Source organism: Bradyrhizobium sp. SZCCHNR1002, assembly GCF_032381435.1.
Classification (GTDB): Bacteria; Pseudomonadota; Alphaproteobacteria; order Rhizobiales; family Xanthobacteraceae; genus Bradyrhizobium; species Bradyrhizobium aeschynomenes.
On sequence record NZ_JAUHIS010000001.1, the window covers coordinates 1,042,033 to 1,059,709 of the forward strand.

At 64.2% G+C, this 17,677-nt stretch carries 15 protein-coding genes; 9 read left to right on the plus strand and 6 right to left on the minus strand.

Annotated features, from left to right (window positions below; all coding sequences use genetic code 11):
* Positions 1-72 precede the first annotated feature (72 nt).
* Positions 73-2,361 carry a CHASE3 domain-containing protein gene (locus tag QX108_RS04595; protein ID WP_315778534.1) on the plus strand — a complete coding sequence of 763 codons (2,289 nt, stop codon included), beginning with the start codon at positions 73-75 and terminating at the stop codon, positions 2,359-2,361.
* Here QX108_RS04595 and QX108_RS04600 read toward each other — a convergent pair.
* Complete coding sequence (locus QX108_RS04600; protein WP_315778533.1) at positions 2,324-3,217, minus strand: DMT family transporter; 894 nt, start codon at positions 3,215-3,217, stop codon at positions 2,324-2,326. The two genes, QX108_RS04595 and QX108_RS04600, sit on opposite strands and share 38 nt — an antisense overlap.
* 715 nt (positions 3,218-3,932) lie before the next feature.
* Here QX108_RS04600 and QX108_RS04605 point away from each other — a divergent pair.
* Both QX108_RS04605 and QX108_RS04610 read left to right on the plus strand, forming a co-directional pair.
* Positions 3,933-7,685: a vitamin B12-dependent ribonucleotide reductase gene (locus QX108_RS04605; protein WP_315778532.1), complete on the plus strand. Its 3,753-nt coding sequence runs from the start codon at positions 3,933-3,935 to the stop codon at positions 7,683-7,685.
* A gap of 394 nt (positions 7,686-8,079) precedes the next feature.
* Positions 8,080-8,664: a hypothetical protein gene (locus tag QX108_RS04610; protein ID WP_315778531.1), complete on the plus strand. Its 585-nt coding sequence runs from the start codon at positions 8,080-8,082 to the stop codon at positions 8,662-8,664.
* A gap of 207 nt (positions 8,665-8,871) precedes the next feature.
* Here the strand turns inward: QX108_RS04610 and QX108_RS04615 are convergent, their stop codons facing one another.
* Positions 8,872-9,387 carry a hypothetical protein gene (locus tag QX108_RS04615; protein ID WP_315778530.1) on the minus strand — a complete coding sequence of 172 codons (516 nt, stop codon included), beginning with the start codon at positions 9,385-9,387 and terminating at the stop codon, positions 8,872-8,874.
* Positions 9,387-10,082, minus strand: coding sequence for a DUF5343 domain-containing protein (locus tag QX108_RS04620; RefSeq protein ID WP_315778529.1), 696 nt, complete (start codon positions 10,080-10,082; stop codon positions 9,387-9,389). Before QX108_RS04620 ends, QX108_RS04615 begins: the two co-directional genes overlap by 1 nt.
* A 149-nt stretch (positions 10,083-10,231) precedes the next feature.
* Here QX108_RS04620 and QX108_RS04625 point away from each other — a divergent pair, with 149 nt between their 5' ends.
* From QX108_RS04625 to QX108_RS04635, 3 genes are read left to right on the plus strand one after another with little or no spacing between them, the layout of a single operon-like run.
* A complete protein-coding gene (locus QX108_RS04625; protein WP_315778528.1) occupies positions 10,232-11,014 on the plus strand; it encodes a metallophosphoesterase in 783 nt (260 codons plus the stop codon).
* Positions 11,015-11,045: 31 nt separating this feature from the next.
* The gene (locus tag QX108_RS04630) at positions 11,046-11,282 is read left to right on the plus strand and encodes a hypothetical protein (RefSeq protein WP_315778527.1); all 237 of its coding nucleotides are present in this window, start codon (positions 11,046-11,048) and stop codon (positions 11,280-11,282) included.
* Positions 11,279-11,569 (plus strand): type II toxin-antitoxin system RelE/ParE family toxin, encoded by a 291-nt coding sequence (locus QX108_RS04635; protein WP_315778526.1) that lies wholly within the window; start codon positions 11,279-11,281, stop codon positions 11,567-11,569. Before QX108_RS04630 ends, QX108_RS04635 begins: the two co-directional genes overlap by 4 nt.
* Positions 11,570-11,857: 288 nt before the next feature.
* Here QX108_RS04635 and QX108_RS04640 read toward each other — a convergent pair whose 3' ends face one another.
* The gene (locus QX108_RS04640) at positions 11,858-13,405 is read right to left on the minus strand and encodes a hypothetical protein (protein WP_315778525.1); all 1,548 of its coding nucleotides are present in this window, start codon (positions 13,403-13,405) and stop codon (positions 11,858-11,860) included.
* A gap of 775 nt (positions 13,406-14,180) precedes the next feature.
* Between QX108_RS04640 and QX108_RS04645 the strand changes: the two genes are divergently transcribed.
* A complete protein-coding gene (locus tag QX108_RS04645) occupies positions 14,181-15,341 on the plus strand; it encodes a cytochrome P450 (protein ID WP_315787722.1) in 1,161 nt (386 codons plus the stop codon).
* A gap of 263 nt (positions 15,342-15,604) precedes the next feature.
* Here the strand turns inward: QX108_RS04645 and QX108_RS04650 are convergent, their stop codons facing one another.
* On the minus strand, positions 15,605-16,354 hold the full coding sequence (locus tag QX108_RS04650) for a glucose 1-dehydrogenase (RefSeq protein WP_315787719.1): 750 nt from the start codon (positions 16,352-16,354) through the stop codon (positions 15,605-15,607).
* A gap of 92 nt (positions 16,355-16,446) precedes the next feature.
* On the opposite strand from QX108_RS04650, the gene QX108_RS04655 reads away from it, so the two are divergent.
* Both QX108_RS04655 and QX108_RS04660 read left to right on the plus strand, forming a co-directional pair.
* Positions 16,447-16,758 carry an ArsR/SmtB family transcription factor gene (locus QX108_RS04655; protein ID WP_172109477.1) on the plus strand — a complete coding sequence of 104 codons (312 nt, stop codon included), beginning with the start codon at positions 16,447-16,449 and terminating at the stop codon, positions 16,756-16,758.
* Positions 16,759-16,855: 97 nt separating this feature from the next.
* The gene (locus tag QX108_RS04660; protein WP_315787716.1) at positions 16,856-17,056 is read left to right on the plus strand and encodes a hypothetical protein; all 201 of its coding nucleotides are present in this window, start codon (positions 16,856-16,858) and stop codon (positions 17,054-17,056) included.
* 73 nt (positions 17,057-17,129) lie between these two features.
* Here QX108_RS04660 and QX108_RS04665 read toward each other — a convergent pair whose 3' ends face one another.
* The gene (locus tag QX108_RS04665) at positions 17,130-17,363 is read right to left on the minus strand and encodes a DUF2171 domain-containing protein (RefSeq protein WP_315720350.1); all 234 of its coding nucleotides are present in this window, start codon (positions 17,361-17,363) and stop codon (positions 17,130-17,132) included.
* Positions 17,364-17,677 lie beyond the last annotated feature (314 nt).

A 17,677-nucleotide genomic window follows, 5' to 3' on the forward strand; every position in this document is an offset into this window, starting at 1 on the left:
CGATAGAGAGCAACTCATAATCACGATGCGGCTTGATCGACCGCGCGCCTCCAGCGCTCCTGGACACCAGCAATGATTCGCCGGCGTGTGGCGATCGGGCTTGGCCTTGGAACGCTGCTCGCAGTCGGTGCGGCGTCCACGGCGCTCGACCTCAAGGCGCGCCGCGACACCGCCTTGGTCGAGCACACGATGGAGGTTCTCGAAAAAGCGTCCGAGCTGCGCCTGTTGCTGCGGCAGGCCGAAGCAGCCTCGCGCGGCTTTGCCTTGTCGCGCGCCGACCGTTTCGCCACGGAGTTCCAGGAGACCAGCGGCCTCGTTCCGGGCGCCTGGGCGGATCTGCGACAGCTCGTCCGTGACAACTCCGCGCAGAGCGAGCGGCTACGGTCGATCGACGGCGTGGTGCAGCGGCGCATCGAGCTTGCCGGCGAACTGATCCGTCTTCATGCCGCGAACGATCGCGACGGCCTGCAGGCCCTGATGGCGAACGCCCCAGGTTCTGCGGCGATGACGAAAATCAACGAGACACTCGATGCCTTCACCGAGCAGGAGCGCCGCCTGCTCGGTGAGCGTGGCGCGACCTCGCGGCAGACGGGCACTTGGCTGCTGGCGATCGATCTCGCCGGCGTCGCCCTCGTGCTCGCGATTGCGGCCTATCTGGTCCGGCGCGCCTACCTGTCGGACAGGGCACTGCGGACGTCCCTCACCCGCTCGCAGGCCACCGCAACCTCGCTCGAGGCCCAGGCGCTGCAACAGCGAGGCGATCTCGCCGCCGCCTATGACGAGCTGCGCCGCTCCTCCGCCATTCTCGAGAACACCTTCAACAGCATGGCCGAGGGCGTGCTGGTGGTCGATCCCGAGGGCACGATCATGCTGGCGAACGAGGCGGCGGGCCATTTCCTCGGAACCGATGTCGGCAAGACCTTCGCCGAAATGCTCGCCGCGAACCGCTTCTACGAGAGCGACGGCATGACGCTCGTTGACGACCGGGAGCTGCCGATTGCGCGCGCGCTGCGCGGCCTCTCGTTCGATCGCCGCGAGGTCGTCGTCAAGCCGACCGACGGCCGGCCGCAATTCCGCCTGATGGTCAGCGGGCGGCCGCTGCGCAATTCGGCGGACGCGATCAGCGGCGCGGCGCTGGTGTATCACGACGTGACCGAGGTGCACGAGATCGAGCGCCTGCTGCAGCAGGCGCAGAAGCTGGATGCCATCGGCAAGCTCACCGGCGGCGTCGCGCATGATTTCAACAACATGCTGACGATCATCACCGGATCGATCGAAATGCTGATCGACGCCGTTCACGACCGTCCGGCGGCGGCCGAGCTCGCCGTCCTCATCAGCAGGGCCACCGATCGCTGCACCGAGCTGATCCGTCATCTGCTCGCATTTGCGCGCAAGCAGCCGCTGCGGCCGCGTGACATCGACGTCAATGCCACGGTGGAGGACATCGCCAAGCTGCTGCGCCCGACGCTCGGCGAGCAGGTCGAGGTCAGGACCATTCTCGCCGAAGGCGATCTCATCGCCCACGTCGATTCCGCGCAGTTGGCGAACTCGCTGGTGAACATGGCCATCAACGCGCGCGATGCGATGCCGGACGGCGGCAAGCTGCTGCTGGAAACGACGAAGACCGTGCTCGATGAGGCCTATGCCGCCGCCAACCCCGGTGTTGTGCCTGGCCCCTATGTCATGGTGGCCGTCAGCGACTCCGGCACCGGCATGCCGGCGGAGGTCAAGGACCGCGCGTTCGAGCCGTTCTTCACCACCAAGGACGCGGGCAAAGGCTCCGGCCTCGGGCTCAGCATGGTCTATGGCTTCGTCAAGCAGTCGGGCGGCCACATCAAGCTGTACAGCGAGGAGAACCGCGGCACCACGATCCGGCTCTATCTGCCGGCGGCGCATATGCTGCAACAGACCGAGCCGGAGCGCGCGCAGATTCTGCCGCGCGGGACGGAGACCATCCTGGTCGTGGAGGACGATCCGCTGGTGCGCGACTTCGTGCTCACCCAGCTCGAGGGCCTCGGCTACACCACGCTCGTCGCCTCACACGCGGCGGAAGCGCTGACCATCGTCGCGCAGGGTCAGCCGTTCGATCTGCTGTTCACCGACGTCATCATGCCCGGCGGCATCGGCGGCAGCGAGCTCGCGGACACGATCAGGACGACGCGTCCCGGGCTTCGGGTGCTCTACACCTCCGGCTATACCGACAATGCGATCATCGAGAACCGCCAGTTGCTGCCGGACGCGCTGCTGCTGACGAAGCCCTATCGTCGCGCCGAGCTCGCCCAGATGGTCCGCCGCGCCCTCGACGGCGCGCCGGCCGGCGGTGCTAGCCCCGCGTCGCCAGCGCCACCGCCCCGAGCGTGAAGGCGAGCGCGGCGATCTGCCCTGCTCCGAGCGGCTCGCGCAGCGCGATCGCGGAGGCGACGACGCCGATCACCGGCACCGCCATGGTGCCGATCGCCGCCACCGAGGCCGGCAGCCGGGCCAGCGCCGCGAACCAGGCGACATAGGCGACGCAGAACTGGATCACGGTCGAATAGAACATCAGTGCCCAGTCGAGCTGGTCGAGCTTCGTCCAGTCCGACGTCTCCACAGCGAATCCGACGATCACGATCGGCACGCAGCCGATGCCGATCTGCCAGGCCGCGGCCGACAGCGGCGGCAGCTTGATCGGCAGCTTCTTGGCCATCACCGTGCCGAGCGCGAAGCCGAACGCGCCGCCGAGGACCATCAGGATGCCCGGCAGCTTGTCGCGGCTGGCGTTGAGCCCGTTGCTGCCCATGATCGCGGCCAGCCCCGCGAAGGCCAGCACCAGCGCCAGCACGCGCAGCACCGTCGGGCGCTCGCCGAGAATCGGCCAGGCCAGCAGCGAGGCCCACACCGGCATGGTGTAGGCGATCAGCGCCGCCTCGCCGGCCGGCAGCCATAAGAGCGCCAACCCCATCAGCACCATCCAGGCGGTGACGTTGAGCATCCCCGCCAGGATCAGCCGCGGCCAGATTTCGCGCGGGACGTAGAGGCTCTGGCTTCTGACGACCGCGAGCAGCGCCAGCAGCAGCGCGCCGACCACGCCGGTGGTGCCCCGCAGGGTCAGCGGCGGCAGCACGCCGACCAGGTGCTTGGTCACCGGCCAGTTGAAGCCCCAGCCGAGCGAGGTGATGGCGAGGAACATCAGCCCGGCGGGCGTGATCCGCCCGCTGGCCGTTGGCTTGTCTGTCATGGAATCAACCGGCGCAGTCTGTGGGATGATCAGCTTGCCGGCGTTTGTCCGGGCACACCAGGGATTGTGGGACATGCCTGCCCCGCGTCCTGCCCGTAAGGCGCCGTGAGTCCCGCCGATGCAAGCAAAACACACCCGTGTGACGCGAATAAATTTGCCCCTGTGAACAGCGGGACGAAGCCCTGTGGACAGGACGCCGGGCAAATTTTTTTGGTTTCGAATCCGTGTGGACTCGCCGATAGTTACGTCCATCACGATACCGGCAATCGCCCTGGTTATCCCGTACTTTCCCCCATATTTAGTGTTTGGTTACGGAACCCCCACTAGTGCTTGACGGGGGAAGCGGAGTCGTCCTAGCTTCCGGCCCGGTTCGGCGCTTGATCGTGTTTCTCGTTTCGCCGGCCGCTCCCAGAAGGGTTTTTGAGGACGACCGCGCCAGAAGGCCAACAGGCCCGGCGTGCGGCTCGTCGTCTGTCCCGCGGCGGGGTGGTCGCGATGACGGGGCTGCGAAGGCCCCCACTAGATGTGGGGGCTGTCTTGCAGCGGCGACGGAGCCGGACGGCACGCGTGAGGCGTTAAAGAGAGACGGGACCGGGCGACCGGTTGAACTGCGGCGGCAGACGAGATCCCTTCGGATGGGACTCGCAAGCCCTCGCCTTTGGATGCAATGATCCCGGCCGCGAACGCGGTCCGGCAAGAACAATTGGGGCTCGCGATGCGGATTGAACGGCGCAACACCACCGAAGGACAGTCTCCCTATGCAGGGATCGACTTCCGCCTGACCACGTCCGAGATCAAGAATCCGGACGGCTCGGTGGTGTTCCGGCTCGAGAATGTCGAGGTGCCCGAGTTCTGGTCGCAGGTCGCCTCCGACGTGCTGGCGCAGAAGTATTTCCGGAAAGCGGGCGTCGCCGCGCGCCTGAAGAAGGTCGAGGAAGAGACCGTGCCGTCCTGGCTGTGGCGCTCGGTGCCCGACACCGACGCGCTCGCCGCCCTCCCCGAAAACGAGCGCTACGGCAGCGAGCGCTCCGCCAAGCAGGTGTTCGACCGCCTCGCCGGCTGCTGGACCTATTGGGGCTGGAAGGGCAACTACTTCTCCTCCGAGGAGGACGCCGTCGCGTTCTACGACGAGCTGCGCTTCATGCTGGCCAAGCAGATGGTCGCGCCGAACTCGCCGCAATGGTTCAACACCGGACTGCACTGGGCCTATGGCATCGACGGCCCCGGCCAGGGCCACTATTACGTCGACTACAAGACCGGCAAGCTGACCAAGTCGAAATCGTCCTACGAGCATCCGCAGCCGCACGCCTGCTTCATCCAGGGCGTCGAGGACGACCTCGTCAATGACGGCGGCATCATGGACCTGTGGGTGCGCGAGGCGCGCCTGTTCAAATACGGCTCCGGCACCGGCTCCAACTTCTCGCGGCTGCGCGGCGAGGGCGAGCGCCTGTCGGGCGGCGGCCGCTCGTCCGGCCTGATGAGCTTCCTCAAGATCGGCGACCGCGCTGCCGGCGCGATCAAGTCGGGCGGCACCACCCGCCGCGCCGCCAAGATGGTCGTGGTCGACGCCGACCATCCGGACATCGAGGCCTATATCGACTGGAAGGTGAAGGAGGAGCAGAAGGTCGCAGCCCTCGTCACCGGCTCCAAGATCAACCAGAAGCACTTGAAGGCCGTGATGAAGGCCTGCGTCAATTGCGAGGGCTCCGGCGACGACTGCTTCGATCCCGAGAAGAACCCGGCGCTGCGCCGCGAGATCAAGCTCGCGCGCCGCGCGCTGGTGCCCGACAACTACATCAAGCGGGTGATCCAGTTCGCCAGGCAAGGTTACAAGGACATCGACTTCCCGATCTACGACACCGACTGGGATTCCGAAGCGTACCTGACCGTCTCCGGCCAGAACTCCAACAACTCGGTGTCGCTGAAGGACGACTTTTTGCGCGCGGTCGAGACCGACGGCGACTGGAGCCTGATCGGCCGCACCAACAAGAAGGTCGTCAAGACGCTCAAGGCCAGGGACCTCTGGGAGAAGATCGGCCACGCCGCCTGGGCCTCGGCCGATCCCGGCCTGCACTTCAACACCACGATGAACGACTGGCACACCTGCAAGGCGTCCGGCGACATCCGCGCGTCCAATCCGTGCTCGGAATACATGTTCCTGGACGACACCGCCTGCAACCTGGCCTCCGCCAATCTGCTGACGTTCTACAACACGTCCACCAAGCACTTCGACGTCGGCGCCTACGAGCATCTCTGCCGGCTCTGGACCATCGTGCTCGAAATCTCCGTGCTGATGGCGCAGTTCCCGTCCAAGGCGATCGCCGAGCTGTCCTACGAGTTCCGCACGCTCGGCCTCGGCTACGCCAATATCGGCGGCCTGCTGATGACCATGGGCCTGTCCTACGACAGCAAGGAAGGCCGCGCGCTGTGCGGTGCGCTCAGTGCGATCATGACCGGCATCGCCTACAAGACCTCGGCCGAGATGGCCGGCGAGCTCGGCCCGTTCCCCGGCTACAAGAAGAACGCCGCGCACATGCTGCGCGTCATCAAGAACCATCGCCGCGCGGCGAAGGGCGAGGCCACCGGCTATGAGGCCCTCTCGGTCAACCCGGTGCCGCTCGACCACGCCCACTGCCCGCAGGTCTCGCTCGTCAGCCACGCCATCCAGGCCTGGGACGACGCGCTCGCGCTCGGCGAGACCAACGGCTATCGCAACGCCCAGGTCACCGTGGTCGCCCCGACCGGCACCATCGGCCTCGTCATGGATTGCGACACCACCGGCATCGAGCCTGACTTCGCGCTGGTGAAGTTCAAGAAGCTGGCCGGCGGCGGCTACTTCAAGATCATCAACCGCGCTGTGCCCGAGGCGCTGCGCGCGCTCGGCTATCGCGAGAGCGAGATCGCCGAGATCGAGGCTTATGCCGTCGGTCACGGCTCGCTGTCCAACGCGCCGGGCATCAACGCCTCGACCCTGAAGGCCAAGGGTTTTACGGATGAAGCCATCGCCAAGGTCGAGAAGGCCTTGCCGACCGCGTTCGACATCAAGTTCGTGTTCAACAAGTGGACGCTCGGCGAGGACTTCATCACCAAGCAGCTCGGCGTCTCGGCGGACGCGCTGGCGTCGCCGACCTTCGAGCTGCTCGCCGCGATCGGCTTCACCAAGCGCGAGATCGAGGCCGCCAACGTGCACATCTGCGGCGCGATGACGGTCGAGGGTGCCCCGCACCTCAAGGCCGAGCATTACGCGGTGTTCGACTGCGCCAATCCCTGCGGCAAGATCGGCAAGCGCTATCTCTCGGTCGAGAGCCACATCCGCATGATGGCGGCGGCGCAGCCGTTCATCTCGGGCGCGATCTCCAAGACCATCAACATGCCGAACGACGCCACGGTCGAGGACTGCAAGGCGGCGTATCTGCTGTCCTGGAAGCTCGCGCTGAAGGCCAACGCGCTCTACCGCGACGGCTCGAAGCTGTCGCAGCCGCTCAACTCGCAGCTCATCAGCGACGATGAGGACGAGGACGATGCGGTCGAGTCGTTCTACGAGAAGCCGATGGCGGCGCGTGCCACCCAGGTCTCGGAGAAGATCGTCGAGAAGCTGGTCGAGCGCATCGTCGTGATGCGCGAGCGCGAGAAGATGCCGGATCGCCGCAAGGGCTACACCCAGAAGGCGGTCGTCGGCGGCCACAAGGTGTATTTGCGCACCGGCGAGTATGATGACGGCCGCCTCGGCGAGATCTTCATCGACATGCACAAGGAGGGCGCGGCGCTGCGCTCCTTCATCAACAACTTCGCCATCGCGGTGTCGCTGGGCCTCCAGTACGGCGTGCCGCTAGAGGAGTATGTCGACGCCTTCACCTTCACCCGCTTCGAGCCGGCCGGTCCCGTCCAGGGCAACGACTCGATCAAATATGCGACGTCGATCCTCGACTACGTGTTCCGCGAGCTCGCCGTCAGCTACATGTCGCGCTTCGACCTCGCCCATGTCGACCCGTCCGAGAGCAATTTCGATGCGCTCGGCCGCGGCGTCGACGAAGGCAAGCCGTCGGAGGACGGCCCGAGCCAGCAGGCCGCGAAATACGTGTCGCGCGGCCTGACCCGCTCCCGCACCGACAACCTCGTCGTGATGCGCGGCGGCTCCCAGGGCAGCGGCACCTCGTCGACCGGGCCGGTCGGCAGCGGCGCCACCGCCCGCTCCTCCTCCCGCACCGGCGACGCCATCGACGGCGCCGTCGCCCTGAAGCAGGAGCCGCAGCACGACCTCTCGCCCACCGAGAAGCTCGAGGCGCTGCAGTGGAGCAAGGCCGGCACGGCGAACACCCAGGTCGCCTCCAAGGCCGAACGCCGCGCCGAAGCCAAGGCCAAGGGCTACGAAGGCGAGATGTGCTCGGAGTGCGGCAACTTCACCCTGGTCCGGAATGGCACGTGCATGAAGTGCGATACGTGCGGAAGCACGACGGGGTGCAGCTAAGAGTTGGCCGAGCTACCAGACAGATGTCCCATTCCTTTGAAAAAGGCGACCGCGAGGTCGCCTTTTTACTTTACAACCCACGCGAGCGCGATTTTAATCACCAAATCAGTTGACCAGATTGCCGCGGCGCCCCCTAACTTTCACCGCTAATTGCCATTCCTAAGATAGATGTCCGCTTGAAAAGATCGAGGTTCTTCGGGGATTGAACGTGGCTAACAACGTAACAAAGAACCGTCTCGATGAATTTATAGCCACCCTCAAAGAGGCAGGCGGATCGTCCGGCAACGGAACGTTGCGACAAACTTTGGAATGGGACGAAGATTTTTATTGGAAAGTTCAAGGGCGCCTAATCGAGAGCGGCCAAATCGTTCCGGGTCGGGGCCGAGGCGGGTCCGTGAGACTCACCGATGCCCAGCTCATTAAGGAAATCCCGGGCCAAGTCACTCCTCCTCGCGAAAGAGATTTATACGCTCCGCTTCGAGGATCAATCGAATCCAAGTGGATAAATAGATTTGGCTTCGACGAAGTTCGTGTGGACGAAACCCATTCCAGAGGATCAAAGGATACGGGCGGCACGTTTACACGACCCGATCTCACCGCCGCGGGTATTAAGCGGTATGTATATCTTTCGAAGAGACTGGAGATCGTGACATTCGAAGTAAAGCTTAGTGAGGCTACAAACATTCTGGCCGTACTCGAAGCAATAGCACATAGAGAGGCGGCGCACCGATCATACGTATTTTACTCGACTTCCCGCTCCACATTCGAAGTCGTTTCTGAAGCCGACCGAATAGTAGAACTCGCACAGAAATACGGAATTGGCATAGTTTTGGCCGAACGCCCCGAGGCGGTGGAAAGTTGGGAGATAATCTTGGACGCCGTTCGTCACGAGCCCGACCCAGCTAGACTCGACCGTTTTCTTGGAGATCTTCCAAATGAGGGAATGAAAAAGCAACTTTCAAAGTGGAAGGACGGTTAGTTCTCAGCTGTAAGCACACTATCAATAAATTCTTCTGCTCATCGCAACTCGGCCTCCCTTTGCGCCACAATAGCCGGCGAATAAAGGTGCCGCGGGACTAGCAAGCGCCGCGCGATTGCGCGAAGCGCAATTTCGCTGCGCTCTTCCTATTAAGTCCAGCCATTTCCACGAAAATACCCATAAAAATCACCAAATACTGCACTACCTTCAGTTCTTGAGGCCACTTTGTAGAAGAAGCTCTTCTACAACGGTCCTGATATCGCCAATAAGCGGCTGGATATCACCCCGCTTCGCGATGAAGTATCGGTTATGAGCTGACTTGTCCCCGACATCTTTCAATTTCGGTAGAGCCGATTTTAAATTCCTGCTCGGATTCCATGCCGTCTCGTTCACGGTGACGTTGATCATATCTCGAAGGAACATGTAATCACTTGTTGCAGGATGCTTGATGTTTTGTGCCGCTCCGTGCTTCTCAAACGTCTCAATCAGCAATGTTTCTATGAAGCGCCTTATCATCACAGCGCACGCATCATACCATCCTTTTTCATAAGTCCCGTTTATCTGGTTCGCGATTGCTACGATGTAACTCCGCGACCCGCGTGTGAGGCTACTCATGATGACGAGGTGCGAATTAGGAACCAGCCCCTCCTCCGGAGGGCCAAGGACCGCCTCGACGTCTTCATGGATCGCCTTCGCTACAGAGAGTAAGTTCTGGGGAGACATTATGTCCTTCCGTCGGCACGCTTTCCGTAAAGATGCTTCGCCATGCTCTCGAATATCTTCTCGATTTGCTCCGCAGACGACTCTGGTGAGATGTGAATTTGGATATCGATATGCACTTCGGGCGCGCCTTGCCCGAGAGCCGAAGTTGACAGATTTGGGGCTCCAGAAGGTGCGGCGGGCAAGTGCAATGTACCGGCCGACAGCGCCGTCGTGCTTGCATCTGGGCTACTGTTAAAGTCCGCTTCCTCGATCAGTGATTTGAATGTCTGCACGGTCTGCTTTACGACTGCTTCGCCACCAGTTGTCGAAGTACTGAAAACGTGGGTCAAGTCTGAAACAGATCGAGCATGCGCATCGGGATAGACGGTGAAGAGCTCCGCGTATCCCTGGCGGATGGCCTTGGCTAGTACCTTTCTGTGGTCCTTTCCTCGGAATTCTGTCCAAAGCGGAGTTGGAATGCCCGATTGATCAACCAACCCGATGAATTTGAAGACGCCGATCATTCCTACGTCGTTGCTTGACGTAAAGCCCAACGTCTTGAGATGTGCCGCCGTCAGCTTGGCAGGCGTGCCAGTCGTACGCGCCTTATGGAGCAGATCCTTAAGTTTTCCCGTGACTAACGTGTAAGGATATGAAGCCAACTTGATTTCCTCCTCGCAAAGGCGCAGGAGGCGCGACTTTAAGATGAGTCGCAAGTGCGGTTCCCGCTTTTCCGCGTTATGCACATTCTAGCAAGCGTAGGACGGCTGAGCTGAGCGTCATCATCCGCCTGATCCGATCGGCGTGTTGCGCTTCGCTCGGCGTCGATCTTGCAAGCCCTGGGCTTCCTCAGACGTACACCTAAATGCACCTCCACATCTTCTCCGATCTCCACGCCGACATGGCCGACACCAAGCCGATCGAGGCCCTGCCCGGGGTCGACGTGGTCGTGGTCGCCGGCGATGTCTGCGAGGGGGCGGTGAACGGGTTTGCGCGGCTGCGCGAGATCGTGGCGGAGGACGTGCCGATCGTCATGGTGATGGGCAACCATGAATATTATCACCGCACCTTTCCCGAGGAATTGAAGCTGGCGCGCGCCGAGGCGGCGCGGTTCGGCGTGCATCTGCTGGAGAACGACGCGGTCGTGCTCGCGGGCGTGCGCTTTGCCGGCTGCACGCTGTGGACCGACTATGCGATCTTCGGCGCCGGCTCCGCGGTCCACACCATGGCGGTCTGCCGCGACCGCATGAACGACCATCGCCGCATCACCTGGCGCAAAGACCCCTGGCTGCGCTTCCGGCCGCAGGAGGCGCTCGACCTGCACCTGACATCGCGCACCTGGCTCACGGGCCTGCTGGAGACGCCGTTCGACGGCCCGACTGTCGTCGTCACCCACCACGCCCCCGGCTGGGGCTCGGTCGCCGAGCAATACCGGAACGACCGCGTCACCGCCGCCTACGCCTCCGACCTCTCGGCGCTGATCCTGGCGAAGCAGCCGGCGCTGTGGATCCACGGCCACATCCACACGCCCTCGGACTATCGCGTCGGCGCCACTCGCGTGATCTGCAACCCGCACGGCTATGGCCGCGAGAACCCGGCCTTCGATCCGGCGCTGGTGGTCGAGGTGTCACCCTATGAGTGCCGATGACATTCGATCGGCTTTGCGCTAGTCTGGTGCCATGAAAACCAAAAAGCTCGCAGACATTCTCGAACGGGTCGAGACTTGGCCGGCCGACCTGCAGGATGAACTGGCCGAGATGGCGCGTGAGATCGACGCCGGCGTCACAGGCGGTGAGTATCGACCGAGCGATCAGGAACTGGCGGGCATCGATAGGGGCCTGCGCGCTGCGAACGAGCGACGTTTTGCCAGCGAGGATGACGTTGAAGCCGCGTTTTCCAAATTCCGATCCCAATGAGGGTCGTCTATACAGACGAAGCCCTGAGGGATCTCGAAGATGTAGCCGTCTGGCTCGCTGATCATTACCCAATTATAGCACCGGCTGTGGAGCGACGCATCAAGCGCGTCGTGGCCCACATTGCACGTTGGCCCTCAAGCGCGCGGCGCGTTGCGGACCGTCCCGATGTCCGCGCGGCGTCGCTCGGCCGCTATCCCTACAAAATCTTCTATCGCATCACCGGCGACACAATCGAGATCCTCCACATCCACCATGCTGCGCGGCAACCCTGGATTCCAGAAGGTTAACGCGTTGAAGGTGGTCTGCCGTGACGTCGGTTGGCAAAGAGGTGCACGCGACGCATCGCTGCACCCCGCACGTGGCTGGGCAGGCTCTCTCCTCCGTCATTCCGGGGCGCGCGAAAGCGCGAGCCCGGAATCCATATTCACCGGCTGCTATGGTGGAGGCGCATGATCGCGGCCTGCATCTGGCAACCCATACCCGATCGTGGTTATGGATTCCGGGCTCGCGCTGCGCGCGCCCCGGAATGACGTGGGGTGAGAGCGCGAACCCTTCTGCCGACTCGAGCCGCGGCGCTACTTGAAACACACCGACTTGTCGTTCGGGTCGAACGAATTCCCGGGCATCGGCCGCAGCGGGGTCAGCTTGGGATTGCTCGCCAGCAGCCGCTTCGAATAGGCCCCCAGCGCGGCGTTCATGGTGTTCAGCCGGTCCTGCGCGTCGGTGCGCTGGAGTGGCGCGGTGATGACGCCTGATGCGTAGACCTCGGCGCGCGACCATTGCACGCCCTGCACGATGCGGCCGACCAGGCGCGATTTCAGGTCGGCGGCGCTGTCACCCGCGGCGCTCTTGCCGCCGACGACGTTGGGCGGCAAGAGGCTCGGATTGACGATCCAGCCGCGCGGCTTGGCGACGTTGTTGCCGAACAGGATCAGCTCGTCGACGGTGTTGTTCAGCGCGACGTAGTCGCGCAGCGGCAGGCTGACGTCGCCGGTGCCGGTCTCCTGGACATGGCTGGCGAGATGCGGCCCCGTCGCGCAATAGGTGCCGAACACCAGCTTCACGTTGCCGGAGTCCAGATACATGTAGCTGCCGGCATCCGAGCCGCCCGGGGGCGACGGCGCGTCGTCGCCGCAGAAGGTGCCGTGCGAGGAGGCATCCTGGAGGGAGTGCAGATAGAGCCCGATGCGGGCGATCTGCACCGGCACCGGCGGCTTTTTGGGGTCGTCGAACAGCACGCCGGTGGTCTTGCTCTTGTCGTCGAGAAAGGATTTCAGCTTGGTGTAGTCGACGACGTCGCTGGTGTTGCTGTTGTCGAGCACCTTGGGGCCGGAGGCGACGTTGATGGCCGGCCCGATGGCGTAGTTCTCAAGCAGCGGCACGGTGCCGCTGATGGTGGCGCCCGCCAGGCATTTCGGGCCGCTGAAGTTCGACGAGCCGTTCGGCACGGTGTATCCGACGGTGCACAGCAGGCCCGGTGCCTCGTCGCCCTTCATCGCCCATTGCCGGAGATCGTACAGCGTGCCCTGATACACGCTGTCGATGGTGATCGGATAGCCGGGCGGCGGATAGTGGAACGGATACACCGCCTGGACGCCGCTGGCGCCGTGCACGTCGGTGCCCTGCCCGTTCGGCGAGAAGTTTAGCAGGTAATGATACAGCGGCCCGGCGGTCGAAGCGTTGGTGCGCTGGAAGCCGTTGAAGCTCGCGGTGATGTAGCTCGCGCCCGAATTGGTCGACGACGCCTGTCCGCCGCACTGGTCGATCGGCTTGTATTGCGCGTAGTCGGCGTTCTCATTGTACGCCGCGATCCAATACGCCACGTCGGCGCGATAGCCGAGCGCCTGGGCGATGAAATAGGTGGAATCCGCGTGGATCATGCTGCGGCCGGGCGGGATGGCGGCGAACTGCACCGCCTCGAGCAGACAGCTGCGGTTGAGCGCCTCCGCCGGATCCTTGCACGCGCTGGCCGGCGCGATGCAGTTCTTCAGCCCGTCCTTGACGCGCGGGATGCAGATGTCCTCCAGGAACGCCTGCGCGGGGCGCGGCGTGGTGATCGCCCAGCCGAACGCCGCTGATCCGATGACGATGGAGAGGGTCGAGACGGCAAAGCCTGTGCGCATGAAAAACTCCTCGGTGATTTGAAATCCGAAAAACGCCTTGTTCAAAAGGGCGAAAGCTCAACAGCCGGCGGCAGCTCCGTGATGCATCAGAGATTCGGCACACCGGATTTGATCCTAGATCAACTGATGAATCAATCTAAAGTTGTCTTACTGGCGGCTCCGCTCGCTCCCAGGGCAATCGCATGTGACGGTCGCAGTCTTGTGCTCATCTCTTTCCAGGTCGTCATGGCCGGGCTTGTCCCGGCCATCCACGTCGGCCGGCAAGCTGAGAACGACGTGGATGCCCGGGCCTTCGCCGCGCCGAAGCGGCTTCGGCCGCGCAGGCGGGACAAGCCCGGGCATGACGGAGTCACTGATCGGCAGGATCGCTCGTCAAGAGACTTCGCATCTCCCCGCTCGCTCCTGCTCTCCGTCGTTGCCAGCCATCACAGCCGTCACGGCTTCTTCACTGGGCGATCCAGTACGCCGAGACGCCTGTGGGTCCATTGAAAGCCGCGGCGTACTGGATGCCCGCCTGCGCGGGCATGACAGCCGAGGTTGTGGCGGCTTGCTGGGTTCACACCGCTTCGCTCGCAACGACGCGGAGAGCGCGGCGCGCCGTCGCGCGGGGCGTGTAGCCCGGATGAGCGAAGCGACGGCGCATGCGTTCCATCGACCGAGTTCATCATCATCGCGCGAGCAGTGATTGATCTCGCGCGCGAGCGCCCTACCTGAAGGGGCCGCCCGCCAGCGCCTTTGGCGGATCATGTGTTCCAACCGGCCCATGGGTTTCAGCATGAGCGCTCAGTCCTCGCCGCACGCATCGACCAACGCCGCCGATGACGGCGGGAGCGCGGCCGTCATCCGCATCGACAGCTTCGCCGCCGCGCGCGCGGTGCTGCGCTCGGACGACGTGCGGCAGGCCGGCTTCAATGCCGAGCTGGTGCATCGCTTCATCGGCCCGCGCCACGCGCCGGTGCTGTACCAGGACGGCGAGCCGCATCAGAAGCAGCGCAGCGCCACCGCGCGGTTCTTCACGCCGCGCGTGGTGGCGACGCGCTATTGTCAGCTGATGGAGGCAACCAGCCGCGACCTCGTGGCGCAGTTTCGGCAGGCGCGGCGCGCCCGGCTGGATGATCTGAGTCTGACGCTCGCCGTCGCGGTCGCCGCCGACATCATCGGCCTGACCAACAGCCCGCGCGATGCGATGGCGGCCCGGCTGAACCGGTTCTTCAGCGCGCCTGTCGGCAAGAGCGCGCTCGTGACGCTGCGCAACGCCGTGTTCGGCCAGCTCCGCACCCTCGCCTTCTACTGGTTCGACGTGCGCCCGGCCATTCGCGCCCGCCGCGCCGAGCCGCGCGAGGACGTCATCTCGCATCTGATCGCGGAGGGCTATTCCAGCCGCGAGATCCTGACCGAATGCCTCACCTATGGCGCCGCGGGGATGGCGACCACGCGCGAGTTCATCGTGATGGCCGCCGTGCGGCTGTTCGAGGACGACGCGCTGCGTGCGCGCTTCATCGATGCCGACGAGCCGGAGCGGATGACCATTCTCGAGGAGGTGCTGCGGCTCGAGCCCGTGGTATCCACGCTGAAACGCCGCACCGCCTGCCCCATGACGCTGCACACCGCTGCCGGCGAGACGACGATCCCGGCACGCAGCCTGGTCGAGATCGACATCGGCGCCGCCAACCGCGACGAAGCCGCCGCCGGCGCCTGCCCGCATCGGCTCGACCCCGACCGCGCGCGCCCGGCCAAGGGCAGCGCCAGCCTGATGAGCTTCGGCGACGGCCCCCACCGCTGCCCCGGCGCCGCCGTTGCGCTGCACGAGGCCACGATCTTCCTCGATCAGCTGATGCGCGTCCCCGGCTTGCGGCTGGAGCGGCAGCCGACCAGGACGATCAACCCGGTGAGCAGCGGCTATGAGCTGCGCGATGCGGTGATTGTGGTGGGGTGAGGTGAGATTGCCAGCCTCCGCCCGGCGTCATTTGGTGATCATCTCCGTCCATGGTCTCCCAAGGCATCCACATCCTCCGCTGTCATGCCCGCGCAGGCGGGCATCCAGTACGCCGCGGCCGCAGTGATCAAGCCGCACCGCCCCGGCATACTGGATCGCCCGGTCGAGCCGGGCGATGACGGTGGTGTTTGTAGCACCGGCGCCGGCCTCTCTGACGACGGCTCAGCAGCCGTTACGCCGTACGATGCAATCGGCGCGCTCCCTCAGCGCAAGCCGCCCGTCACATGCAGCGTCTCGCCGGTGACATAGGACGCATCATCCGATGCGAAGAACACGACCGCCGCCGCGATCTCCTCGGCCTTGCCGACGCGGGCCAGCGGCGTGGCGGTCTCGATCCATTGGCGCATGTCGCCTTCGTGCAGGCCGGCGGCGACGACACCTTCGGTCACGATCATGCCGGGATTGATGGTGTTGACGCGGATCTTGCGTGGCGCGAGCTCCTTCGACAGCACCGAGGAGATCGCATCCACCGCCGCCTTGGTCGCGGTGTACACGGCGGTGTTCGGCGGCGTCAGCGTCGAGACTCCGGAGGAAATGTTGACGATGCTGCCGCCCGCGGGATTGAAATGCCGCACCGCCTCCTGCGACACTAGCAGCAGGCCGAGCACGTTGAGGTCGAAATGCTGATGGAAATGCTCCGGCGTGATGCCGTCGAGCGGCGCAAACCCATAGACGCCGGCATTGTTGACGAGGATGTCGATCGGGCCGAGCGCCTTGACGGTGGCGGCGACGACGGATGTCACCTGCGCCGCGTCGGTGAGATTGCCGCCGACGGCGACCGCCTTGCCGCCCTTGGCGGTGATGGCGGCGACGACGCGCTCGGCGCCGTCCTTGCTGGCGCTGTAATTGACCGCCACCGCGGCGCCTTCCGCCGCCAGCCGCGCCGCGATCGCAGCACCAATGCCCTTCGAGGCGCCGGTCACCAGCGCCACCTTGCCTGCGAGTCTGCTCATCTTGTTCTCCTCTGCGCCAATGGCACATGCTTCAATAGTTCAGAACTAGTGAACTATTGAACCGGCGCAAGGGCGTCGCTATATCTTTTTTCATGGCGCCATTGTTTCACCCGTCGCGGGACGACATCACCCTGGCCGGCGTGCTCTCAGCCCTCGCCGACCCGATGCGGCTGCGCATCGTCAAGGGCCTGATGGAACAGAGCGACTGCATGTCCTGCACCGCGGCCGCGCCCTGCCCGGACATTCCCAAATCGACGCTGTCGAACCACTTCCGCATCCTCCGCGAGGCCGGCCTGATCCAGACCACGAAAAAAGGCGTCGAGCATCGCAACGTCGTGCGCGAGGCCGACCTGAACGCGCGGTTCCCAAAGCTGTTGAAGACGATTTTGGCGTCCGCCGAATAGCGCGAACGTGGGGTGGGCAAAGGCGCGCCACTTTCCGTGGTGTGAGTTTCGCTCTTTCGCGCGCCGTGCCCATCGCCCGCACCCACCGGCGCCGATCGTGGGCACACGCCACCCCTCGCGCCGTTTTGCCTACCCTCCGATTGCGCAGATCGCCTCTGCCTCTGATTTTCGCAGAGCATCCGCATTCGCCGCCGTCATGCCCGCGCAGGCGGGCATCCAGTACGCCGCGGCCGCAATGATCAAGCCGCATCGCCTCGACGTGCTGGATCGCCCGGTCCAGCCGGGCGATGACAACTGAGTTTGTGGTGCGGACGACGGCCTAGCGACAGCTCAGCCGGCCCGCTGCGCTCGCAATGACAGAGTTCGGAGTGCTACTTCTCCTGCTCCATCGTCACCGCGACCGCGCCGACCGCCGACAGCCGCACCTTGTCGCCTTCGACGTCGGCGACGAGGCTCTTGTCGATGAAATGATGATGGCCCTTGTGGCTGCCCTCGCCGCTGTCCTTCCTGGTCAGCTTGATACGATTGCCATCGACGCGATCGACGGTGCCGACATGCACGCCGTCGGCGCCGATGACTTCCATATGTTCCTTGATGTCGTGCACGACGAACTCCTCTGCGGCTGATGTGAGAGCTGCGTCAACCGGCTGATGAGCCAAGGGTTCCGTCGCCCAGCGGGCTCGCAATGACGACGGAACGGCTGTCCGCACCATCGGGCTTCCGCCTTGCCCCCGTCGCACACTTCCGACAAAAATAAATCTATTGCCATTTATCCGAACTTATGATCATCTCTCTTCATCCCGGCCCGCCGAGAGGGGCGCTTCGCGATCGTCACGAGACGTGGGGTCTGGGGATGCGGTGGCCGCAGGCGTGCTGCAGCGGGCTCACGGGCTCGCCGACGAACGGCAGGCTTGCGGAC